This window comes from Kitasatospora sp. NPDC101447, from assembly GCF_044767225.1.
Lineage (GTDB): Bacteria > Actinomycetota > Actinomycetes > Streptomycetales > Streptomycetaceae > Kitasatospora.
In genome coordinates this window covers 101,086-122,988 of record NZ_JBIWNL010000025.1, presented here as the reverse complement: position 1 = coordinate 122,988, position 21,903 = coordinate 101,086, and the positions used below count along the sequence as shown (strand labels likewise).

The 21,903-nt window shown below is 73.2% G+C and carries 16 protein-coding genes, 1 tRNA gene and 1 riboswitch; of the genes, 10 read left to right on the top strand and 7 right to left on the bottom strand.

The window, feature by feature from the left end:
- Positions 1–326: 326 nt before the first annotated feature.
- From ACIRST_RS29270 to xerC, 3 genes are all read left to right on the top strand, one after another.
- Entirely contained in the window at positions 327–2,303 is a 1,977-nt protein-coding gene (locus ACIRST_RS29270) for a DUF3987 domain-containing protein (protein ID WP_402805606.1), read from the top strand.
- A gap of 295 nt (positions 2,304–2,598) precedes the next feature.
- On the top strand, positions 2,599–2,793 hold the full coding sequence (locus ACIRST_RS29265; protein ID WP_402805604.1) for a helix-turn-helix transcriptional regulator: 195 nt from the start codon (positions 2,599–2,601) through the stop codon (positions 2,791–2,793).
- Between the two features lie 59 nt (positions 2,794–2,852).
- Positions 2,853–4,232 carry a tyrosine recombinase XerC gene (xerC, locus tag ACIRST_RS29260; RefSeq protein WP_402805601.1) on the top strand — a complete coding sequence of 460 codons (1,380 nt, stop codon included), beginning with the start codon at positions 2,853–2,855 and terminating at the stop codon, positions 4,230–4,232.
- 137 nt (positions 4,233–4,369) lie between these two features.
- On the opposite strand, the gene ACIRST_RS29255 is transcribed toward xerC, so the two are convergent.
- Together ACIRST_RS29255 and ACIRST_RS29250 are read right to left on the bottom strand one after the other, a co-directional pair.
- Positions 4,370–4,457, bottom strand: a tRNA-Ser gene (locus tag ACIRST_RS29255).
- A gap of 76 nt (positions 4,458–4,533) precedes the next feature.
- Entirely contained in the window at positions 4,534–6,426 is a 1,893-nt protein-coding gene (locus ACIRST_RS29250; protein ID WP_402805598.1) for a S1C family serine protease, read from the bottom strand.
- A gap of 208 nt (positions 6,427–6,634) precedes the next feature.
- Positions 6,635–6,781, top strand: a riboswitch (TPP riboswitch).
- Between ACIRST_RS29250 and ACIRST_RS29245 the strand changes: the two genes are divergently transcribed.
- The 4 genes from ACIRST_RS29245 to ACIRST_RS29230 all read left to right on the top strand — a co-directional run bounded on the left by ACIRST_RS29245 (position 6,774) and on the right by ACIRST_RS29230 (position 11,196).
- A complete protein-coding gene (locus ACIRST_RS29245; RefSeq protein WP_350519685.1) occupies positions 6,774–8,222 on the top strand; it encodes a cytosine permease in 1,449 nt (482 codons plus the stop codon). Its footprint overlaps the riboswitch before it by 8 nt.
- Positions 8,223–8,395: 173 nt before the next feature.
- On the top strand, positions 8,396–9,220 hold the full coding sequence (locus ACIRST_RS29240; protein WP_350519684.1) for a glycerophosphodiester phosphodiesterase family protein: 825 nt from the start codon (positions 8,396–8,398) through the stop codon (positions 9,218–9,220).
- Positions 9,221–9,626: 406 nt separating this feature from the next.
- Complete coding sequence (locus ACIRST_RS29235) at positions 9,627–10,082, top strand: ATP-binding protein (RefSeq protein ID WP_402805595.1); 456 nt, start codon at positions 9,627–9,629, stop codon at positions 10,080–10,082.
- Between the two features lie 130 nt (positions 10,083–10,212).
- The gene (locus ACIRST_RS29230; protein WP_350519683.1) at positions 10,213–11,196 is read left to right on the top strand and encodes a DUF5926 family protein; all 984 of its coding nucleotides are present in this window, start codon (positions 10,213–10,215) and stop codon (positions 11,194–11,196) included.
- Positions 11,197–11,389: 193 nt separating this feature from the next.
- Here ACIRST_RS29230 and ACIRST_RS29225 read toward each other — a convergent pair whose 3' ends face one another.
- Positions 11,390–12,025 carry a bifunctional DNA primase/polymerase gene (locus ACIRST_RS29225; RefSeq protein ID WP_402805591.1) on the bottom strand — a complete coding sequence of 212 codons (636 nt, stop codon included), beginning with the start codon at positions 12,023–12,025 and terminating at the stop codon, positions 11,390–11,392.
- 615 nt (positions 12,026–12,640) lie between these two features.
- On the opposite strand from ACIRST_RS29225, the gene ACIRST_RS29220 reads away from it, so the two are divergent.
- Both ACIRST_RS29220 and ACIRST_RS29215 read left to right on the top strand, forming a co-directional pair.
- Positions 12,641–14,122 (top strand): PP2C family protein-serine/threonine phosphatase, encoded by a 1,482-nt coding sequence (locus ACIRST_RS29220; RefSeq protein ID WP_402805589.1) that lies wholly within the window; start codon positions 12,641–12,643, stop codon positions 14,120–14,122.
- 213 nt (positions 14,123–14,335) lie between these two features.
- On the top strand, positions 14,336–15,835 hold the full coding sequence (locus ACIRST_RS29215; RefSeq protein WP_402805586.1) for an aminopeptidase P family protein: 1,500 nt from the start codon (positions 14,336–14,338) through the stop codon (positions 15,833–15,835).
- Between the two features lie 113 nt (positions 15,836–15,948).
- On the opposite strand, the gene ACIRST_RS29210 is transcribed toward ACIRST_RS29215, so the two are convergent.
- From ACIRST_RS29210 to ACIRST_RS29200, 3 genes are all read right to left on the bottom strand, one after another.
- Entirely contained in the window at positions 15,949–17,181 is a 1,233-nt protein-coding gene (locus ACIRST_RS29210) for a hypothetical protein (RefSeq protein ID WP_402805583.1), read from the bottom strand.
- 254 nt (positions 17,182–17,435) lie between these two features.
- A complete protein-coding gene (locus ACIRST_RS29205; protein WP_402805580.1) occupies positions 17,436–18,905 on the bottom strand; it encodes a hypothetical protein in 1,470 nt (489 codons plus the stop codon).
- Positions 18,902–19,579, bottom strand: coding sequence for a SigE family RNA polymerase sigma factor (locus ACIRST_RS29200; protein WP_350519677.1), 678 nt, complete (start codon positions 19,577–19,579; stop codon positions 18,902–18,904). The genes ACIRST_RS29205 and ACIRST_RS29200 overlap by 4 nt, the downstream gene beginning before the upstream one ends.
- 236 nt (positions 19,580–19,815) lie before the next feature.
- On the opposite strand from ACIRST_RS29200, the gene ACIRST_RS29195 reads away from it, so the two are divergent.
- Positions 19,816–20,952: a helix-turn-helix domain-containing protein gene (locus ACIRST_RS29195; protein ID WP_402805577.1), complete on the top strand. Its 1,137-nt coding sequence runs from the start codon at positions 19,816–19,818 to the stop codon at positions 20,950–20,952.
- 80 nt (positions 20,953–21,032) lie between these two features.
- On the opposite strand, the gene ACIRST_RS29190 is transcribed toward ACIRST_RS29195, so the two are convergent.
- Positions 21,033–21,806, bottom strand: coding sequence for a MerR family transcriptional regulator (locus ACIRST_RS29190; RefSeq protein ID WP_350519675.1), 774 nt, complete (start codon positions 21,804–21,806; stop codon positions 21,033–21,035).
- Between the last annotated feature and the right edge of the window lie 97 nt (positions 21,807–21,903).

Genomic DNA, 21,903 nt, shown 5'->3' with positions numbered 1-21,903 from the left:
TGTCCCCCCCCCCCCCCCACACCTGGACCCCCCCCCCCCCCCCGCCCCCCCCCCCCCCCCACCACACCCCCCCCCCCCCCCCCGCGCCCCCGGGCGGGCCCCCCCCCCCCGCTTCCCTTTGCCTCACCTTCAGCACGAAGCCCCGCACCAACCGTCGGATTCTTGGCAGAGACGCGGCTGGTGCGGGGCGATCCGATCCCCTCTCAGAGACCAGAGGACTCCAGCATGCCCGGAAACGCCGCCGCGCCGCAGCCCCGCCGCGAGGGCCAGACCACCTCCGCGTTCGCCTGGCTCGACCACCACCAGCTCCCCACGGAGGTCGAGCGGTGAGCGAGTACGCCCCGAACGTGATCCCGTTCCGGCCCGAACCCGCCGAGGTGAAGGCCGCAGAGCAGGCCGTCATCGGCGCCGCCCTGCTCGACCCCGCCCAGATCCCCGCGCTCGCTGCCCAGCTCGGCGACCCGGGCGCGTTCTACCACCCCGCGCACGAGACGATCTGGCGCGCCATCGTCCGCATGGCCGACGGCGAGCGGCCGGTGGACCCGGTGCTACTGGCCGGTGTTCTGCGGGCCCAGGGCGACCTGATCCGTGTCGGCGGGCCCGGCTACCTGCACACCTGCATCGCGGCCACCCCGACCGCCGCGAACGGTGACTACTACGCCGAGGTCGTGCGCGTGGCCGCCGAGCGGCGGCGGATCAACACCGCCACCAGCCGCCTGGCCCACATGGCCGGCGACGACCAGGCCGACCTGGACGCCGTCCGCACCGCCGCACTCGCCGCCCTGGCGGACCTCGCCTCCGGCGAGACCTGGCTCGACCCCGTCCCGCTCGGCTCCCACGGCACCCTGCCCACGTTCCCCGTCCGCGCCCTGCCCGGATGGGTCGGCGCCTACGTGGAGGCGGTGGCGGAGTTCACCCAGACCCCCGCCGACATGGCCGCCACCATGTCCCTGGCCGCGCTGTCCACCGCCGCCGGCGGCCGGGTGAACGTGGGGATCCGGCCTGGCTGGCGCGAGCAGTCCAACCTCTACCTGGTCTGCGCGATGCCTCCGGCCAGCCGAAAGTCCGACGTGTTCGCCTTCATGACCGGCGCGGTCTACCGGGTCGAGGACGAGCTCCGCGCCGAGGCCAAGGGCCGGATCATCGAGGCCGAGACCGCCAAGGAGACCGCACTCGCCGAGGTCGAGGCGCTCATGACCAAGGCCCGTAAGAACCCCGACCTCGACCGCGCGCACCTGGTGGCCGAGATCTCCGGCGCCCGGATGCTCGCCGACGAGATCGTCGTGCCGCCGAGCCCGCGGCTGACCCTGTCCGGGGACATCACGCCGGAGACCGTCACCCACCAGCTCGGCGTCCACCGCTGCCTGGCCGCGCTCTCGCCCGAGGGCGACCTGTTCGACAGCATCGTCGGCCGCTACAGCAGCAAGCCGAACCTCGGGGTCTTCCTCCAAGCCCACAAGGGCGAGCGGCTCCAGGCTGACCGGATCACCCGCGAGCAGCCGACCGTCGACAAGCCCGCGCTCACCATCGGGGTCACCCCGCAGCCCGCCGTCCTCCAGGAACTCGGCGCCGCCCCCGGCGCCCGGGACCGCGGCCTGCTCGCCCGCTTCCTGTACTCGCTCCCGCCCTCCAACCTCGGCTACCGGAAAATCCGCACCACCCCCATCCCGGAGCCGGTCGCCACCACCTACGACGCCCGTCTGTCCGCGCTCCTGCGGGCCCTCACCGCCCTGGAGGAGCCGGTCACCGTGAGGATGACCGAGGCCGCCGACCTCGCCGTCGAGAAGCTCCAGGAGAAGTTCGAGGTCCAGCTCCGCCCGGACGAGCCGCTCGCCCACATCAAGGACTGGGCCGGCAAGCTCGTCGGCCACATCGCCCGCCTCGCGGTCCTCCTCCACCTCGCCGACCACGTCGGCGGCGACTGGCGCGCGCCCGTCGAGGCCGCCACCGTCGACCGCGCCGCCGAGATCGCCGAGTACTACACCGCCCACACCCTCGCGGTCTTTGACCTCATCGCCGCCGACCCGGCCACCGAGGACGCCCACGCCCTCCTCCAGTGGCTCCAGCGGCCGAAGAAGGACGGCACCCACCGCACCCACATCAAGGCCCACGACGCCGTCGCCAGCAGCCGCCGGTTCAAGAAGGTCGCCGACGTCGAACCCGCTCTGCAACTGCTCGAACAGCACGGCTGGCTCCGCGCCGACCAGCCACCCGCCGCCGGCCAGCGCGGCCGGCCCCAGGCCGTCACCTACCGCGTCCACCCGGCCGCGAGCAGCCCCACGGACACGGAAACGATCACGTGACCGTCAGGAGTGTCAGGGCAAAGCCCTGACCAGCCACAACGCCGCCGGACGGCCTGTCAGGGAACGTCAGGGCTGTCAGGGATAACCGAGATCCCCTGACAGCCCTGACAACCCCTGACGCCCCACCAGGACTCAACGCAGCAGGTCAAAGACTTCCCCTGACATCCCTGACGGTTCTCGGCCTCTGCCTTTGCCCACACGCTGAGACCGTCGCACATCGCCACCACCCCCGCCCCTGTCTCGCAGTCCTCAGCCGTGCGGCGCAACTCTCACAACCGCCCATGGAGGCGCCACCGTGGCTACGCAGGACCAGAAGCTGAAGCTCGCCGCCGTGCTCGAAGAGCTGGACATGTCCCGCTCCGCCTTCTACCGGATGGTCGCCAGGGGAGCGGCCCCGAAGCTCCTGAAGCTCCCCAACGGCCAGATCCGTGTCCGCCGGAGCGACCTCGACGCCTGGTGGAGCGCGCAGGAGCGGAACGCCGCCGCCTGACCGATTCGCCGTTCCGTCCGGGCCCCGGCCACTGCCGGGGCCCCTTACCTGGAGAGCACATGCTCACGTTCGATGTGCAGATCTACAAGCTCCGCGACCTGAAGCGGGGACGGAAGCCTCACCAGTTGCGGTGGCGGGTCGGGAAGAGCCCGCACTCCCGCACCTTCGCCACGAAGACCCTCGCCGACGGCCGGCGGGCCGAGCTGCTGACCGCAATCAACAAGGGCGAGCAGTTCGACACCGACACGGGTCTACCAGCTTCGGAGCTAAGGGCCCTGACGCTCCAGCAGGCTCAGGTGTCGTGGTTCGAACACGCGAAGAAATACGCCCAGGTCACATGGCCGGGATCGTCCGCGAAAGACCGCGCCGCACGGGCGGATGGGCTGGCCACGATCACTCCGGCTCTCGTCACGGACCACCGTGGAGCTCCGCCGGCGGCCGCGCTGCGGAGGGCCCTCTCATGCTGGGCGTTCAACTTCTCCGAGCACCGGGGCGAGGTCCCGGCGAAGCTCGCCGAGGCACTCGGCTGGCTCTCCCAAAAGTCGGTGCCTGTCTCGCAGTTGGAGGACTCGGACACCCTCCGGGAGGCCTTGACGGCCATCACCCTGAAGCTGGACGGGAGGCGCGCGGCGGACAACACCATCAAGCGCAAGTACTCCACCCTCAGCGGCGCGCTTGGGTACGCGATCGAGCGGAAACTCCTCACCGCAAACCCGCTGAAGTTCGTGAAGTGGGCGCCACCGAAGACCGACGACGAGATCGATTTCCGCTACGTTCCGGCGCCGCGCCAGGCGCGGGAGCTGATCGAAGCGGTCCGGGCGCTCGGCCTCCGCGGACGCCACCTGGCCACGTACTACGGCTGCATCAACTGGGCCGCCACCCGCCCGGCCGAGGTCACGCATCTCCGCCTGGCCGACTGCACGCTCCCGAAGACGGGGTGGGGCCTCATCGTGGCACCCGGCAGTTCGCCTCGGGTCGGCTCCCGGTGGACCGACGACGGCCAGTCCCACGAGGAGCGCGGCCTGAAGCACCGCGCCCGCACGGCCACGCGGGAGATCCCGATCCCTCCAGTGTTCGTCCGGATGCTGCGCGAGCACGTGGACGAGTTCGGGCTGGGCCTCGACGGGCGCCTGTTCCAGGCCTCCGAGGGCGGGCTGCTCAGCACGAAGGAGACGTCCGAGGTCTGGAAGAAGGCCCGGGAGTTGGTGCTCACCCCCGACCAGGTGAATTCCCCGTTCGCGGAGGTGCCGTACGACCTGCGGGCCACCTGCGTGTCCGGCTGGCTGGCGGCCGGCGTCGACCCGGCTGAGGTCGCCCACCGAGCCGGGCACAGCATCACGGTGCTCTTCAAGTTCTACGCCAAGGTGCTCGACGGCCGGAAGGACCGATCCAACACCCTGATCGAGCGATTCCTGGACCAGGAGTACGGCGACGAGTAGGCGCTGATCCGTTCCACGGATGTTCCACACGCACTGGACGACACCGGGATCCAGGTGGGACTACCCGGGACGGGAACGCAAAGGGCGGGTGCCGAATGATCTCGGCACCCGCCCTGAGCAGGTGGTTCTCCTACCGGCGGAGAGCGTGGGATTCGAACCCACGGTGACGGGTCACGCCACGACAGTTTTCAAGACTGTTCCCTTAGGCCGCTCGGGCAGCTCTCCAGGCGGAGGTCAGCCTAACGGGTCCGGCCGGGTTCGGCGCACATGATTCGGGAGCGTGCGGGTCGGCGGGCGGGGGTCACTGGTCGCCGTCGCGCTGGCCGAGGGTCACCTTGGTGGTGAGCGTCTGGCCGTTGCGGGTGTACTCGACGTCGACGGTCTCGCCGGGCTTGTGCGTCCAGATCCGGCTGACCAGGGCGGGGCCGTTCTCGATCGGCACGCCGCCGAGCTTGGTGATGACGTCGCCCGGCTTGAGGCCGGCCTTGTCGGCCGCGCCGCCGGGGGTGACGGCCGGCTGGCCCTGGATGTCCTTGGTCTGGATCTGCGCGCCGTCGCCCTTGTAGTCGTCGTTGCGCAGCACGTCGAGCTTGGCGTAGACGGGCTTGCCGGTCTTGATCAGGGTGTCCGCGACCCACTTGGCCTGGTTGATCGGGATGGCGAAGCCCAGGCCGATGCTGCCGGCCCGGCCGTTGGCCGAGGCGTTGGACTGGATCGCCGAGTTGATGCCGACCACCGCGCCGCCGGAGTCGAGCAGCGGGCCGCCGGAGTTGCCGGGGTTGATCGAGGCGTCGGTCTGCAGGGCGTTCATGTACGAGGCCTGCGAGCCGGTTTCGTCGCCGGAGGCGACCGGGCGGTCCTTGGCGCTGATGATGCCGCTGGTGACGGTGGACTCCAGGCCGTACGGCGCGCCGATCGCGACGGTGGCGTCGCCGACGTTGACCTTGTCGGAGTCGGCCAGCGGCAGCGGGGCCAGCTTGCTCTTCGGCGGGTTGTCGATCTTGACGACGGCGACGTCGTAGCCCTCGGCGTGGCCCAGCACCGAGGCGTTGTACGAGGTGCCGTCGGCGAACTTGACGGTCAGTTTGCCGCCGTTGAGGGTCGGCGCGACCACGTGGTTGTTGGTGAGGATGTGGCCCTCGGTGTCGAAGACGAAGCCGGTGCCGGTGCCCGACTCGCCGTTGCCCTGCGCCTTGATGGTGACGACGCTCGGCAGCGCCTTCTGCGCGATGGCGGCGATCGAGCCGGGGGCGGGCTCGTTCTTCTGGGTGTCGCTGGCCTGGACGGTCGTGCTGCGGTGGTCGTCCGCGGAGCTGCTGCTGCCGTTGCGGTCGGCCACGGTGACGCCGACGGCGCCGCCGGCCACGCCGGCGACCAGCGCGACGGCCGCGATCACGGCGACCAGACCCCCGCGCTTCTTGCGCGGGCCGCCGCCGGTCGGGCCACCGGGGTAGTCGGCCGGGTAACCGAGCGGGCCGGACGGGCCGCCGGGGTAGCCCGCGCCGCCGGAGGTGGCGTCGTGGGTCGGGCCCCAGCCGCCGAGCGGCTGGCCGGCGCCGAACGGGTGGTGGCCGTGTGCGGCGGGCGCACCGGGCGCTGCCGGGGTGCCGGGGGCGGACGCGGCGGCGTACGGGTCGTGCGCGCCGGCGGCGGGGACGCCGTGGGTCGGCGTGGCGTACGGGTTGGCGGCCGGCGGCAGCACCGGGGCCGAGGGAGCGGCCGGCGCGGGCGGCAGGACCGGCGGCGGCGCGTCGATGTACCCGGTGGCCGGGTCGACGGCGGGCTCCTCGGCGACCGGCGCGACGGGTGCAGCAGCTGCGACGGGTGCCTCGGCCGGGGCCTGCGGCGCGGGGACCTTGGTGAAGGCCACGGTGGGCTTGTGCCCGCCCTCCGGCGCGGCGGCCTCGGGGGCCGGCTCCGACGCCGTCGGCTCGGCCGCGGACTCGGGCACCCGGCTGAACGCCATGGTCGGCTTGTGGCCGCCCTCCGCCGGAGCGGCACCGGCGTGGGCCGCGTCCGCCGGAGCGGCGTCGACGGCGTCGGCCGCCGCCTCCGGCTCGGTGACCCGGCGGAAGGCCATGGTCGGCTTGTGCCCGCCCTGAGCGGGGCCGTCGGGAGCCGACTCAGCCGCCCCCTGGCCGGCGGGCTGCTCCCCCTGCGGCCCGGTGGGCCCAACCTCGCGCTCGGTGCTCACGGACGACCTCCATAGCTGGCAGAACCAAGGACCATAGTTTTTCGCATTGTCGATTCGATTGCCGTAAGGACCCCTCTGAAGAACTCATAAGAATCCTTAGCCGGTGCCGACGGCCGGGGGCTCCCCTCCCCGCCTGGCGTCCCGCGATGCGGACCGCGCACGCCGTGGCCTTGGGCGTTCGCCCCCCTGCCGGTTAGCCTGTCGCTCCAAACTGACACGCGGGAGCTTGGACCGACCAGGCTGAGAGTGCGCATGTCGACCGTACGCCACGCGAGCGAGGCGCACGGTCGAGGGGGCGCAGACCGCCGGAACCTGTCCGGGTAATGCCGGCGTAGGGAGTATCGGCCATGCCGTCTGCTTCGCCATCCTCTTCTTCGGGTGCCTCCGGCTCCGAGGATTTCCCCGCCCCCGCGGATTCCTCCGGCCCCGCGGCCGGCACGGGTGCCGCGACCGCCGTCCTGGACCGCCCCGAGCGCCTCGAACGCGTCGAGGCGCCGCTGGTCCTGGACACCGAACCGCCGCGCACGCTGCGGTTCCGCGACCACTTCGCGCTCTGGATGAACCTGGGCGTCAGCCTGATCGGCTTCTCCACCGCCGCCACCGTGCTCGGTGCCCCCGGCAGCGAGCTGTCGCTGGCCGCCGCGGTGACCGCGATCGTGGTCGGCACGGCCGTCGGCACCGCGATGCTCGGCGTGGCCGCGCTGATCGGCGCCCGGACCGGCGCCCCCGCGATGGCGAACCTGCGCGGGCTGTTCGGCACCCGGCTGTCGTACCTGCCGACGGTGCTGAACATCGTCCAGTGCATCGGCTGGGGCGTCTTCGAGCTGCTCACCATCTCGGCGGGCGCCCAGACCGTCGCCCACACCACCGGCTACCGCTGGCTGTTCGTGCTGCTCGCGGGGGCTGTGACCACCGCGCTGACGATCTGGCCGCTGGGCTCGATCGCGGTGCTGCGCCGCTTCGTGGCCGGCGCGGTGGCCGTGGCGATGGTGTACTTCACCGTCCAGCTGGGGCGTCAGGGCGTGCCGGACCCGGGCGCCGGCAACTGGCACGGCTTCCTCGGCGCGACCGACGCGATGATCGCGGTGTCGGTCTCCTTCGTCCCGCTGGCCGCCGACTACACCCGGCACTCGCGCACCGCGCGCTCGGCGTTCTGGGGCAGCTTCTCCGGGTACACGATCGCCCAGGTCTGGTGCTACGTGCTCGGCCTGATGGCGCTGCTGCAGTCCGGCGGCGACCCGGACAAGATCTTCGACTCCTTCCTCGGCGTCTGGGCCGGCTGGCTGTTCCTGCTGGTGCTGGTGCTGCGCGAGACCGACCAGTCCTTCGCCAACGTGTACTCGACCGCGATGTCGGTGCAGAACCTGCTGCCGAAGGTGGACCGCCGGGTGCTGAGCGGCGGGATCGGCGTGCTGACCACCGTGCTGGCACTGCAGATCGACAAGTTCACCGACAGCTACTACAACTTCCTGGGCCTGATCGGCTCGGTGTTCGTGCCGCTGCTGGCGGTGCTGGCAGTGGACTTCTTCCTCGGCGCCGGGCGCCGCGGCTGGAACCTCGCCGAGGACGCGCCGGCCCGCTGGACGATGCTGCTGCCGTGGGTGCTGGGCTTCGCGGTCTACCAGTTCATCGCGCCGACCAAGGTGGCGGACTGGTGGACGGACTTCTGGACCTCGGCCCAGGACGCCCTGCACTTCACCCCGCAGGAGTGGACCTCCGCCTCGCTGTTCGCCTTCCTGGTGCCCGCCCTGGCCACCTGGGCGCTCACCCCGCTCTCCCGCCGCACGGCGCGCTGACACCCCGCGCCCCGGGGCCCGGCGCGCCGTCACCCGACGCGCCGGGCACCCCTCGCGCGGGCGCCGGGCGTCCCCCGCGTGGACGCCCGGCGACCCCCGGCAGCCGGCAGACGGCCCCACAGGTTGGGACCGTCTTCGCCTCCCCGTCACCTCCGCCGCCTATCGTTGGCCCTGTGACCAGCCCAGACCTGTCCTCGGCGGCGGCGCGCACCGCGCTGCCCGTCCAGGTGATCGCCCACCGCGGTTCCTCCCACGCCCTGCCCGAACACACCCTCGCCGCCTTCCGGCGCGCGCTCGACGAGGGCGCCGACGCGGTGGAGTGCGACGTCCGGGTGACGGCCGACGGCCACCTGGTCTGCGTGCACGACCGGCGGATCGGCCGGGTGTCCAACGGCCGGGGCACCGTCTCGGCGATGACGCTCGCCGAGCTGGAGGCGTACGACTTCGGCGCCTGGAAGACCGGCCGCCCCAGCACCGACCCCGAGCTGCGCGGCGTGCTCCGGCTGGAGCGCCTGCTGGAGCTGGTGGTGGACTGCGGCCGCCCGGTGGACCTCGCGATCGAGACCAAGCACCCGGTGCGCTTCCGCGGCCTGGTGGAGGCCGAGCTGCTGCGGATGCTGGAGCGGTTCAAGATCGGCGCGGCCCGGGAGAACGACCGCCCGTCCGCCCGGATCATGAGCTTCTCCTCGGTCGCGCTGAACCGGGTGGCCGCCGCCGCGCCGGAGTTCCGGCGGGTGTTCCTGTTCGAGCGGGCGCTGCCGCTGGTCGGCCGACTGCGCGAGGGCGCGGCGCTGCCGGGCGGGGCGCGGATCGCCGGGCCGGGCATCGAGCTGGTGCGGGCCCGCCCGCAGCTGGTGACCCGGCTGCGCGAGCTGGGGCACGAGGTGCACGTGTGGACGGTGGACGAACCGGCCGACGTCGAGCTCTGCCTGGAACTCGGTGTGTCCGCGATCATCACCAACCGGCCCGCCGAGGTGCTGGCGCAGCTCGGCAGGTGATCCGCCGACGCACCGACGGCCGTGCCGGTGCGGACTGATCGGTCTGGTCGGCAGTCAAACCTTCCGCGCGCGATATTGCCGGAATTCCTTGCCCCGGGCGACAGAGGGTGAGCACGGAATGACCTCCGGTCGACCGTCCGTCGCCGTGCTCGAAATGGGCTCGCGGGATCGTCCGGTGCTCGTTTCCGACGCATTACCAAGGGGCATCTCTCCCTCGGCATACGCTGAAGGAGGTCCGGGGGTGGCGTTGATGGTGGCGCGTGAAGTGCCGACTTCATCGACCATGGCAGTGCCGCACGGCCCAGCGAGTGTCGGGGTCGCACGGCGCCGACTGCGTCGAGATCTGGGCGACCGGCAGATACCCGAACCGGTCATCGATGATGCCGTACTGATCCTTTCCGAACTGTTGAGCAATGCGTGCCGGTACGCCCGTCCGCTCGGCCCGCTGCCGGCGCTCGGCCGCAGCGCCCGGGCCGAGGTGCTCGGGCAGGTGCTGGTCGGCGTGCCGTCCGTCCCGTCCGTTCCGTCCGGCCCCTCCGTCCCGTCCGGGGCGCACGCCGCGGACGGCGGCCGGGAGCACGGCGAGGGCACGGACGAGCCGGACGGCGGTGTGCTGGTCCGCTGGCAGATGCACGCCGACGGCGTGCTCACCCTGGAGGTCACCGACGGCGGGGCGGCCACCCGGCCGCTGCCCGCCAGTCCCTCGCTGACCTCGCGCGGCGGCCGCGGCCTGGGCATCGTCGACCGACTGGCCAGCGACTGGGGCGTGCGCGACGCGCCCGGCGAGGTGACGGTCTGGGCGGCGCTGCCCGCCCGCAGCCGGCACGCCCGGCACACCGGGGGCGACGCCCGCAGCGCGTAGGGCCCGTCCTCGCGCCCCCGGTGCCGGCGCGCCCCGGCGCGTTCGCGCGCGCCGGGGGTAGCGCAGGTGCCGGAGGAACGTCAGTAGGCTTCCCGGGACACAGGACCACCGTTCCCGGGAGAGCCGCACCATGGGCAAGAAGGCCGCCAAGAAGGCGCCGCAGCGTCAGTCCACCACCGCCGTCACGGGCGAGATCCCCGTGGTCGGGGCCCGAGAGGACTGCCCCTGCGGCTCGGGCCGCCGCTACAAGGCCTGCCACGGCCGGGAGGCTTCGCACGCGGTGCAGGAGCTGGTGCACCGCCCGTTCGAGGGCCTGTCGGGCGAGGCCGACTGGGTGGCGCTGCGCGAGCTGGTGCCCGCCGCCACGGTGCCGCTGACGCTGGCCGCCGGGGTGGCCGAGGGCGCCAACGGCGAGGTCCCGTCGGTGACCCTGGCCACCGTGCTGCCGCTGGCCTGGCCGGCCCTGCGCCGCCAGGACGGCTCGATCCTGCTCGGCCTGCAGACCCAGTCCTCCTCCGGTGACCTCAGCCGCGACCTCGGCGACGCCCTGGAGCTGGCCCTGGCCACCGAGCCGGGCACCCCGGTGCCGGCCCGCCGGACCGTGCCGGGCGGGCGCCGCCTGCAGGACATGCTGGACGCCACCGCCGCGTTCGCGCCCGCCGTGCACACCGGCTTCGAGTTCTGGCTGGAGGACGCCGAGACCGCCACCGGCGAGGTCGCCGCCTCCCTGGAGCGCGCCAACGCCTCGGCCATCCCGACCGAGAAGCTGGCCGGTGTCGACGCCGCCTACTGGTGCGGCACCCCGGACAAGAACCACCTGCGCTGGGTGATGACCGTCCCGGAGGAGCAGCTGCTGGACGCGCTGGCCCGGCTGAACGCCGCCGGTGAGGCCTCGCTCGGCCCGGACACCCGCCTGGTCGGCTCGTTCCGCGCGCACGGCCTGACCGTCCCGGTGTGGGACCTGCCGCTCGCGATGACCGCCGCCGACTGCGAGAAGCCGGCCGCCGAGTTCGGCGAGCGGCTCGCCGCCGTCCTCGCCGACGCGACCCCGCTGACCGCCGAGGAGCGTCGCGCCCGCGCGAACCTGGTGAACCGTCAGGTCACCCTGAACTAAAGCGCGCAGGATCCGCGTGATACGCGTCACATTGTCGCGGTGAACGCGCAATTTCCGGGCGTGGAGGGCGTCTTGGAAATTGGCGCGGGCGCGGATCCTTGTTACTGTCTAAAGAGTCCGGCCGCTGGTGCATCCCCCGTCGCCAGCGGCCGGATCTTTTGTTTTTCCGGCGGGCCGCGTGGATCACCGCGGATCAGTACGCCGAGCGGCCGCTGTCCAACCGGACCGTCGCATCGACCAACTCGCCCAGCAGCGGCCCGACCTGCGGCAGCCAGACCCCGCCGCCCACCCCCGGTCGCGGCGCCAGCACCCAGCGCACCCGGCCGGCCGAGCCGCCGGGCGGCAGCGGCAGGAAGCCGCCCGGCCCGTGATAGCGCAACGATCCCGGCACCCAAGGGAGTTGGGCGAGCATCTCGCCGAGCGCATCCAGCGAGTACGGGGCCACCAGCAGCGCGTAGCGGCCCGGCATCGCCAGCACCGGGCCGAGCGGCATCCGCAACGCGCCCAGGTAGGCCAGCGCCCGCGCCCCGGCCTCCGCGGGCAGGCTGACCGCGGAGACCGTGGAGCCGGTGGCGGCCAGCACCGTCGCGTCCGGGCTCTGCCGCTCCCACCACCAGCGCACCATCCGGGCGTCCGTGGTGGCGGCCAGCAGCGAGGGGTCGTGCGGGTGCACGCCGGGGACGGTGCAGTCCCGGTCGCCGCAGGAGCAGCGCCCACCGCTCAGCACGGTGCCCGGCACCACGGGCCAGCGGTGGTCGACGGCGGCCGCCAGGGCCGCGGCCAGTCGGGCGGCACGCTCCTCCGACCGGTCCTTCGGGTTCTCACGCATGGCGCTCGTTCCTTTCCCTGACCGCTCGGCTCGCTCCGCTCCGTCGGCATCCGTCGGGATCCTCCGCGCGGGCCCGCCGCGGCACGGCCCCGGGCGGTGCGGAGCGGGCGGCAATGCGGACGGGGCGGCTACGACGAGGAGCACGGTGTGGAGCACGACATGAGAAGGGCCGTGCACTGGAAACAGCCCTTGGAACGAGAATCCCGTATGCGACCGGATGGACGCCGCCCGGGCGCGTTTGGTTCCACCGTACGAGTGAGAGACTTCCGGCCGACCCGGCTCCCGGGCGGCACGGGCATACGATCCGGACGGCCGCCCGGTCCGTCCCCTCGGTTCTGCCCGTTCGCGGCTCGCTCCATGCCTCCCGGTCCGACCGGCGCGCACACGAACCCCGCACGCCCTCCGACCGGGTCGCAATGGCCGTGGAACCGGCCACCGCGTCGTCCTGGATCTGGACATGCCCCGAATGGCCTGTGTAGAAGTGGTGGCATTGCTGTCGATCAATGACGAGTAGTAGCGAATCGAGGCGAAACACGCCCTTTGGCCGTGCTCGCTCCACATTGGCCGTACCTGGGGGTTTCGCATGGCACGTAGCACCGCGTCAGGAGTGGCGGCATGACCGAGTCCCACCCGCCGACGGCCCTCCCGTCGACGACGACCGCCGAACCGGGCGAAACCGGCTGCGCAGGCGGGCTCACCGTCCTCGACCCGCCGGGACTCCCCGGCCCCGCCGACGCCCAGGACGGCCCCGCGGACGCGCCGGGCGCACCGGACGGCCCGGCCGACGACCGCACGGCACCGTCCACCGCCGTGCAGGACCGTTTGGCCGGACGCCTGTCCGATATCACCGCCCTGCACGAGCACACCGAGCGGCTCGCCCGGGCCCGCGGCCTCGCCACCACCCTGGACACCCTCCTCGCCTCCGGCGCCGCCCTGCTCGGCGCCCGCCGCGGCGTCCTGGTCACCCGGATGCCCGGCGGCGGCCCCGGCCAGCCGGTCGGCCTCGGCCTCGACCGCGCCAGCCTCGGCGCCCTGGAGACCGTCCCGCCCGAGCAGAGCCTGCTCGGACGGCTGCTGCGCGAACGGGACCGGCCCGAGCAGCTGCACTCCCCCGACCTCGCCGAGGACCCGGCCATCGGCGCCCGGCTGCGCGAACTCGCCGTCCACCTCGGCCTCGGCGGCGCCTTCGGCCTGCCGCTCGCCACCCCCGAGGACGGCCCGCTCGCCGCCGCCCTCTGGTTCTGGGACGAGCCCGCCGAGCCGACCGAGTGCCGGCGCGAACTGGCCCGCCACTACTCCGCGATCGCCGCCCCGCTGCTCGCCAAGCAGCTGGAGGCGGAACAGATCCGGCGCACCACCGAGGCGCTGCGCCGCGGCCTCCTGCCCGACCACCTCCCCCAGACCGCCGGGCTGCGACTGGCCGCCCGGCTCGTCCCGGCCGGGCTGGACCGCTCCTGCGGCAGCGACTGGTACGACGCGATCCCGCTGCCGGACGGCACCGTCGGCCTCACCGTCGGCTCCGTCTCCGGCGACGGCCCGGGCGCCGGCCCCGGCTCGGCCCCCGGCGCGGCCGCCGCGATGGGCCGGGTGCGGGCCGCGCTGCGGGCCTACGCGGTGCTGGAGGGCGAGGACCCGGTCTCCGTCCTGGGCGACCTGGAGCTGCTGCTCAAGACCACCGAGCCGACCCGCACCGCCACCGCCGTCTACGCCTGGGTGGAACCCGAGGAGCGCCGGGTCACCCTGGCCGGCGCCGGGCACTGCCCGCCCGTCCTGGTCGGCCGGCGCGGCGCCGAGTTCGTGGAGACCTCGCTGTCCGCCCCGCTCGGCATGCTGGCCTGCTGGGAGGCGCCCGGGGTGGAGTTCACCGCCGAGCGCGGCGACACCCTGCTGCTCTACACCGAGGGCCTGGCCCGCCGCTGCGGCCCGACCCTGCACGCCGGGCAGGCCAACCTGCGCCGGGCCGCCGCCGACGCCCCGCGCGACGTGCGGATCGACCCGGACCGGCTCTGCGCCCACCTGCTCGCCGTCTGCCCGGCCCCGGAGGCCGCGACGACGGCCACCGACGACCTGATGCTGCTGGCGGCGCGCTTCGAGTAGCCGCGCGTTCCCGCGCGTTCCCGCGCGTGCACACGTCTCCCCGAGGTCTGCGGGGCCCGGACGGACGCACCCGGACCGGGCCCGGACGGATGTACCGGGCCCGAACCGACGAGCGACCGGGCGTCCGTACCATGGACGCACGGCCGCCCGCGCGTGTCGCGATCCGACACTCCCCCGAGGGGCGGCGGTACCACCCCCAAGGAGGCGTTGCACGTGACCGAGGACCGCACCCCCGCGGTGGCCGAGAACCCCGAGGCCGAGGGCGGCGACGAGCCGCAGGAGTTCAAGGGCCGCAAGAACGGGCTCTACGGCGAGATCTCCGACGAGCTGGCCGCCTCGATGAAGTCCGGCTGGGCCGACACCGAGCTGCACGGCCTCTCCCCGGTCGCGCAGGCCCCGTACGCGGCCGAGCGCCGTGCCAAGCTGTCCGCCGCCTACCCGGGCGAGCGCCTCGTCGTCCCGGCCGGCAACCTGCGGGTGCGCTCCAACGACACCGACTACGCCTTCCGCGCCTCCAGCGAGTACGTGCACCTCACCGGCGACCAGACCGAGGACGCGGTGCTCGTCGCCGAGCCGACCGGCGGGACCGGCCACGCGTTCGCGCTCTACCTGCTGCCCCGCTCGGACCGCGAGAACGGCGAGTTCTGGCTGGACGGCCACGGCGAGCTGTGGGTCGGCCGCCGGTACAGCCTGAGCGAGCAGGAGCAGCTGCTCGGCCTGCCCGCCCGCGACGTCCGCAAGGCCGCCGAGGAGCTGGCCGCGGCGGCCGGGGACTCCACCGTCCCCACCCGGATCGTCCGCGGCTACGACGCCGGCCTGGAGGCCGCGCTGGCCGACGCCCTGGACGCCGACAAGGACGCCGAGTTCAAGGAGTTCCTGAGCGGCCTGCGGCTGGTCAAGGACGAGTGGGAGATCGGCGAGCTGCGCGCCGCCTGCGACGCCACCGTCAAGGGCTTCACCGACGTGGTCCGCGAGCTCGGCCAGGCCGTCGCCACCTCCGAGCGCTGGATCGAGGGCACCTTCTGGCGCCGCGCCCGGGTCGAGGGCAACGACGTCGGCTACGGCACCATCGCCGCCGCCGGCCCGCACGCCACCACCCTGCACTGGGTCCGCAACGACGGCGACGTGCGCCCCGGCGAGCTGCTGCTGCTGGACGCGGGCGTGGAGACCCACACCCTGTACACCGCCGACGTCACCCGTAGCCTGCCGATCGACGGCCGCTTCACCGAGCTGCAGCGCAAGATCTACGACGCGGTGTACGACGCCCAGGAGGCCGGCATCGCCGCGGTGAAGCCCGGCGCCCGCTTCCGCGACTTCCACGAGGCCTCGCAGCGGGTGCTCGCCGAGCGCCTGCTCGCCTGGGGCCTGCTGGACGCCTCGGCGTACGACGTCGAGAAGGTCCTGGAGCTGGGCCTGCAGCGCCGCTGGACCCTGCACGGCACCGGGCACATGCTCGGCCTGGACGTCCACGACTGCGCCCACTCCCGCCGCGAGGAGCACGTCGACGCCCTGCTGGTGCCCGGCATGGTGCTCACCGTCGAGCCCGGCCTGTACTTCCAGCTGGACGACCTGACCGTGCCGGAGGAGTACCGCGGCATCGGCGTCCGGATCGAGGACGACATCCAGGTCACCGCCGACGGCAACGAGAACCTCTCGGCCGGCCTGCCCCGCCGCTCCGAGGACGTCGAGGCCTGGATGGCCTCGCTGGCCTGAGCCCGGCCCGAACCCGGCCTGAGCCGGCCGGACCCTTGTCCGAGCCGCCGTACGCCGAAGGGCCCGGCCTCCCGAACTGCTCGGGAGGCCGGGCCCCGGTGCGTCCGGGGGTGTCAGCGCTGGACGGTGGGCCGGACCGCGGCGGTCGCGCCGCGGTGGCCGTCCGAGTTCCCGCCGACCTGGATCTCCACCGGGCCGGCGCTGCCGGTCCGCTTCAGGCCCACCCGGAAGGTGTACTCCACCGGGTTGCCGTGCAGGACGCCGACCAGCTCGGCCGGCGCCACCCCGAGGCTGCCGTTGCAGTCCGCGGTCACCTCGAAGGACTTCCACTCGTTGCCGACCTTGGCCTCCATCGTGACGTCCGACCCGGTCAGGCCGGCGCCCGTGGGCAGGGACAGCCGCACCACCGGGCGCAGCAGGGCCGACCCGTCCGGCGACGAGACCTTGAAGGAGAACTCGGTCGGGGCCTTGCCGACGACCAGCGCGGTCGGGGCGGACACCGAGGTCACGACGGGGCGGTGGCGGTCCACGACCGAGGCGCCGACCACGCTCTTCGTCATGACCGAGAGGGAGTGCGGCAGCACGGCGTCCGCCTCGACGGCCAGCCGGCCCGGCTGGTTGCCCGCGTCGAGGACCATCCGGTACTCGACGGTCCGGCTCTCGCCCGCGGCCAGGGTGAACGCCACGTCGTCGCCGGTCCCCGCGTAGTCCATCCCGCCGCCCTGGCTCAGCGACGGCAGGGCCTTCCAGCCCGAGGCGTCCTTGCGCTCCAGCGTGCCCCGCGCCATCGAGAGCATCTGCGTGCACTGCGCACCCTCGTACTCCTGGGTGGCCACCACCGGCGCCACCGCGCGGCTGCCCGAGGCGTCGTTGTTCTTCCAGGTCACCGAGAAGGGCACCTGGTCGCCCACCTGGACCTGCCGGCCCTCGCCCAGGCCGTTGAAGGTGATCGCGATGCCGCCGTTCCCGGTGACGGGCGTGGTCACGGGCTTGGTGACGGGCTTGGTCACGGGCTTGGGAGCGTCCTTGGCGGTGTCCTTGGCCGTGTCCTTGGTGGTGGTCCTGGTGGTGTCCGTGGCCGTGGTGGCCACCACGGCGGGCGTCACGACGGCGGCCGGCGCGGTGGCGGTCGGGGCGGCGGAGGGGGCGGCGGTGGCGGCGCTCGGCGCGGCCTCGGTGGGCGCCACGGAGGCCGCAGCCGGCGCGCTCGTGGCGGATCGGACGGCGGTGGGGGCGGGGGCGGCCCGGTGGGCGGCCTCCGAGGCGTCGCAGGCGGAGGCGCCGATGGCAGCCACCACAACGAGCGGGACGATCTTCGCAATACGGGCGATAACGGACGCGTTCATGTGACAGTCCCCCCAGAGGACACAGTGCTGGTGATGTCGGATGAGCGGACGCCTTGCCCTGCGTCCCGAGGAACCGGCCCGAGCCCCGGCCCCGCCGGCCCGCTCTCCCCGCCTCTCACCCTGATAGACGTCCATCCCGGCAGGGGGTTGCAGGTGGATCCGAAGGTTTTTCCGCAACCTCGCCCCGGAACGCCGAAAGACGCCGTGACCAGGGGTTTTCCTGGTCACGGCGCCTCTCGGCGGCCGCCGGTCGACTACCTCACGATGTTCTCGAAGGCGATCTTCTCGCCGATCACGGTCAGCGAGCCGCTGCCGTCGTACGGCAGCGTCGCCTGCATCCGAATCGGCATGATCCCCGGTCCGTCGGCAGGGTCGACGCTCATGCGGTACATCACCGTGTGGCTCGCGCCCGGCGCCAGGGGGAAGGCGGCGGCCTTGCCGGCCGTCGCGTAGTCCATGCCGCTTCCGGGCGACATGCTCACCTTGGTCCAGGTGCCACCGTCCTGGCGCTCCAGCGTGCCGACGTTCATCGGGATCGGGCTGTTCGGCGTCCCCGGGTAGGGGTCGGTGAAGACCAGCGGCTGGACCGCCGGCAGGTTGACCGTGCCGGTGTTCCGGTACGTCACCACGATGCTCACCGGCAGCGGGTCCTTGACGGACACCATTCCCCCCGGAAGTATCCCGCTGTACGTCACGGCGACGGTGTCGCGGTTCACCGCCGGGGGGTCCGGAGCCTCCGACGCCACCCCCGGCGCCTTGTGGCCGCTGACGTCCAGGCTGTTGACGATCGCCTGCAGGCCGGCCTGGTAGTCGTCCTTGAGGCCGCTCGCCGCCACGTACACCTGGTCCGAACTCAGGGCCCACATCTGGGACGTGAACGAGTCACCGGGCTTGCAGGTGGCCTTCCACTGGGTCTTGTCGCCCGTCTTCCCCGCGATGGTGGGCCGGGTCCGCACGGCCGGGGAGACCGACGAGTATGGCCCGGTGGGGATGTAGGGATGACCCCAGATCGGGCAGGACGGCTGGTGGCTCCAGCCCGAGCTTGAGGCCATGTCGCCCATCGTGGGCCAGATGGCGTGCGCGCTCTCGTCCGGGGTGTTGTAGACCGTGACGTAGACGCCGTACGGCTCGCACTCGTCCTGGGACCAGTTCGACGAGGAGTCCGTCGGCGCGCCCGGGCTCAGGACGCAGACCGTGGAGGCGTCGAGCGGCACCGTCTTCCAGCCCGCCGGCACCTTGAACTTGACGCCGCGGAACGAGTACGACGTCGCCGGACCCACCGGGGGTGCGGTGTTGGTGGCCGACGCGCTGGAGGACGGGGTGCCGTCGGCGAGGGGGAGGTCGGTCTCGGGCTCACCCGTCGTGGTGTCGGTGGCCGTGGGGGTCGCCGACGGGGTGGGAGTGACGGTCGGCTCGGCGGTCGGGCTCGGGGAGGTCGTCAGTGAGGCGGCCGGCGGCGGCGGGGTCTGGTCGTGGGCGACCGGCTCACCGTGGAAGGTGAGCACGCCGAGCGCCATCGCCGCGGCCAGGCCGAGCGGGACGGTGACGGCGTACACCGGGCGCAGTCGGCGGATCCGGCTCTTCGGGGGTGCGGCCGGGCGCAGGCTGTTCGCCGTGACCAGGGCGGCGCGCGCGCCCATCGCCTCGCGGAGCAGCCGTTCGGTCGGGGTTTCGGCCGGCCCGTCGCCGTCGCCGCCGATACGGCGGGGGAACTTGTCGGTCATCTAACCTTCTCCAGGTGCTTTTCCAAGGCGTCCAGGGCACGACTGGCCGTGGACTTCACGGCACCCCGGGAGAGCCCCAGGGTCTCGGCTATCTGCGCCTCCGACATGTCGGACCAGTAGCGCAGCACCAGCACCTCTCGCTGGCGGGGAGTCAATTCCTGCATCGCCACCAGGACCCGACGGTGCTCGTCGTTGAGGACGGCGTGGTCCTCCGCCGAAGCGGCGTCGGGCTCGTGCGGCGGCACGTACTCGCGGGCGGTCTTGCGGCGGCGCAGCATCGAGCGGGCGCCGTTGACCACGGACGTCCGCAGGTACCCGAGCGCGTTGTCCAGGTCGTCCAGCTCCTCGCCGTGGCGCTGGTAGAGCTGGGTGAAGGCCTCCTGGACGACGTCCTCGGCCAGGTCCTGGTGGTCGACCAGGAGCACGGCCATCCGCACCAGGCCGAGCCGGTGGGCGTGGTAGAGGTCGGTCAGGGTGGGCCGTTCCTCCTCGGGCTTGCGACCGCCGCGCAGCAGCCGGAAGCCGGAGCGGCGCTGCTTCACCTCCTGCTCGGTGACGGGGCCGGCGAGGGGCTCGCCGACCTCCTGCGCGCCGAACAGCGCGGCGACCACACCGCGGACGGTGAAGCCGCGCGCCTTTCCCGGCACGACGGTCGGCCCGATGGCCATGGACATGCGCGTTTCCGCTTTCCCCCGGGACGGTGACGGCGTTCGCCGCACCGTCAGGTCCACCTGATCAAGATCGTGATCGGGGGGATCCTCCCAGCTGCCCTCGCCTCGGTTCCCTCCGCCCCCACACCTAGTGGACGTGTAGCAGGGGTGGAGGTTGCAGGTGGGTTCGAAGAAATGTCCGAGGAACCCGGGACGGCTAGACTCACCGGCGTTCCGCCACCCGTGAGCAGGGGGTTCGCATGGCCGAGCAGGACGTCGAGGGCGCGGTCGGCACCGACACCGGAACCGCCGGCGCGACCGCCGGCGCGACCGCCGCCGGAATCACCGTCGGCACCGCCACAGCCACCGAGCAGCGACCGCGACCGGTGGCCGTCGCCATCGGCCGGCGGCCGGAGCCCGTGCACGACGTCGCGGTGTACGCCTTCGAGGGCATGGCCCCGTTCGAACTCGGCGTCGTGGTCGAGGTGTTCGGGCTGGCCCGGCCCGAGCTGACCGGGCTGCTGGCCACCCCCTGGTACGGCCTGAAGGTGTGCGCCGACCGGCCCGGGACGGCGCTGGACGCGGTGGGCGGCTTCACGCTGACCGCCCGGCACGGGCTGGACGAACTGGCGGCCGCCGACACGGTGGTGGTCCCCGGGGTGCCGAACGCCTTCGGCGGCGAGGTCTCCCCCGGGCTGGTGGCGGCACTGCGCACGGCGCACGAGCGCGGCGCCCGGATCGTGTCGATCTGCTCGGGCGCCTTCGCGCTGGCCGCCGCCGGGCTGCTGGACGGCCGGGAGGCGACCACCCACTGGCGGTACGCCGAGCTGCTGCAGCAGCGCCACCCGGCGGTGCGGGTCAACCCGGACGTGCTGTACGTGGACAACGGGGACGTGCTCACCAGCGCGGGCAGTGCGGCCGGGATCGACCTCTGCCTACACCTGGTCCGCCGGGACCACGGCGCCAAGGTGGCCAACACCGTGGCCCGCCGCTTCGTGGTGGCGCCGCACCGGGACGGCGGCCAGGCCCAGTTCATCGAGGCGGCGGTCGGCACGGTCGAGGAGGAGGACGACGGGATCGCCCGCAGCATGCAGTGGGCGCTGGACCACCTGTCGTCCCCGCTGACCGTCCCGGTGCTGGCCCGCGCCGCCCGGATGTCGGACCGCTCGTACCTGCGGCACTTCACCGCCCGCAACGGGACCAGCCCGATGCGCTGGGTCGTCACCCAGCGCATCGCGGCCAGCCTGCCGCTGCTGGAGTCGCCGGACGGGACGGTGGAGGAGATCGCCGCGGCCGTCGGCTTCGAGAGCTCCGCGACCTTCCGCCACCACTTCGGCCGGGTGATGCGCACCTCGCCGACCGCGTACCGGCGTTCGTTCGGACGCGGGGTCGCCTGATCGCGTCACGCCGTCACTCCCTCAGGCCGTGGCGGCCTGAGGGAGTGACGGCGTGACAGTGTGACGACCGTGTCGAGCCGTTACGCGTTCTCCCGCCGGTCGGCGTTGGCGACGATGGCGTCGTGCAGCCACTGCGCCAGGCCCGGGGCGAGCTCCTCGTACACCTTCGTCCAGCGCGGGTCGGAGACGTACAGGCCGGCCAGCCCGCGGTGGATGGTGAACGTGCAGTCGTAGAAGTTCCGGCAGATGTGCTGCCGGTGCGCCTCGGCGAGGTCCGTGGCCACCGTGCCGTCGGCGGGCTCGCCGGCGGTGATCGCCGCGGCCAGGGCGGTGTTGAGCTCGGTCATCTCGGCCTGGACCCGCTGCCAGTCGGCCTTGGAGTAGCCGCCGGTGCGGCGCTGGGACTCGGCCCAGGCAGCGGTGTCGCCCCAGCGCTGCTCGGCCTCCTGCTCCCACTCCTCCTGGTATCCCTCGCCGAAGATCTCGAACTTCTCCTCCGGGGTCAGCTGAATGCCCATTCTCCGTGCCTCCATGGCGTGTTCGACGGCTGCGGCGATGTCCTGGAGGTGCCGGATCCGGTCGGTCAGCAGTTGGTGCTGCCGCCGGAGGTGCTCGCTCGGACTGACCGAGTGGTCGTCCAGGATCGCCGCGATCTCCTCCAGGGGGAACCCGAGTTCGCGGTAGAAGAGGATCTGCTGCAGCCGGTCGAGATCGGCGTCCACGTACCGGCGGTAGCCGGAGCGGGTACGGCCGGCCGGGGACAGCAGGCCGATCTCGTCGTAGTGGTGCAGCGTGCGGACGGTCACCTTGGCGATCTTCGCCACGGCGCCGACCGAGTAGCCCTCACTGGTCATCGGAGTTCCTCCCTGGTGCTGACCACTACCCTCGGCTCTCACGTCGCGTGAGGGTCAAGCCGTCTGTCCGGGCGTCGGCCGCTCGGGCGGGCGGGCG

Coding starts and splice junctions, on each gene's coding strand:
- xerC (WP_402805601.1), top strand. CDS start 2,853: ATGCTCACGTTCGATGTGCAGATCTACAAGCTCCGCGACCTGAAGCGG.
- ACIRST_RS29245 (WP_350519685.1), top strand. CDS start 6,774: ATGCCGTCTGCTTCGCCATCCTCTTCTTCGGGTGCCTCCGGCTCCGAG.
- ACIRST_RS29230 (WP_350519683.1), top strand. CDS start 10,213: ATGGGCAAGAAGGCCGCCAAGAAGGCGCCGCAGCGTCAGTCCACCACC.
- ACIRST_RS29225 (WP_402805591.1), bottom strand. CDS start 12,025: ATGCGTGAGAACCCGAAGGACCGGTCGGAGGAGCGTGCCGCCCGACTG.
- ACIRST_RS29220 (WP_402805589.1), top strand. CDS start 12,641: ATGACCGAGTCCCACCCGCCGACGGCCCTCCCGTCGACGACGACCGCC.
- ACIRST_RS29210 (WP_402805583.1), bottom strand. CDS start 17,181: ATGAACGCGTCCGTTATCGCCCGTATTGCGAAGATCGTCCCGCTCGTT.
- ACIRST_RS29205 (WP_402805580.1), bottom strand. CDS start 18,905: ATGACCGACAAGTTCCCCCGCCGTATCGGCGGCGACGGCGACGGGCCG.
- ACIRST_RS29200 (WP_350519677.1), bottom strand. CDS start 19,579: ATGTCCATGGCCATCGGGCCGACCGTCGTGCCGGGAAAGGCGCGCGGC.
- ACIRST_RS29195 (WP_402805577.1), top strand. CDS start 19,816: ATGGCCGAGCAGGACGTCGAGGGCGCGGTCGGCACCGACACCGGAACC.
- ACIRST_RS29190 (WP_350519675.1), bottom strand. CDS start 21,806: ATGACCAGTGAGGGCTACTCGGTCGGCGCCGTGGCGAAGATCGCCAAG.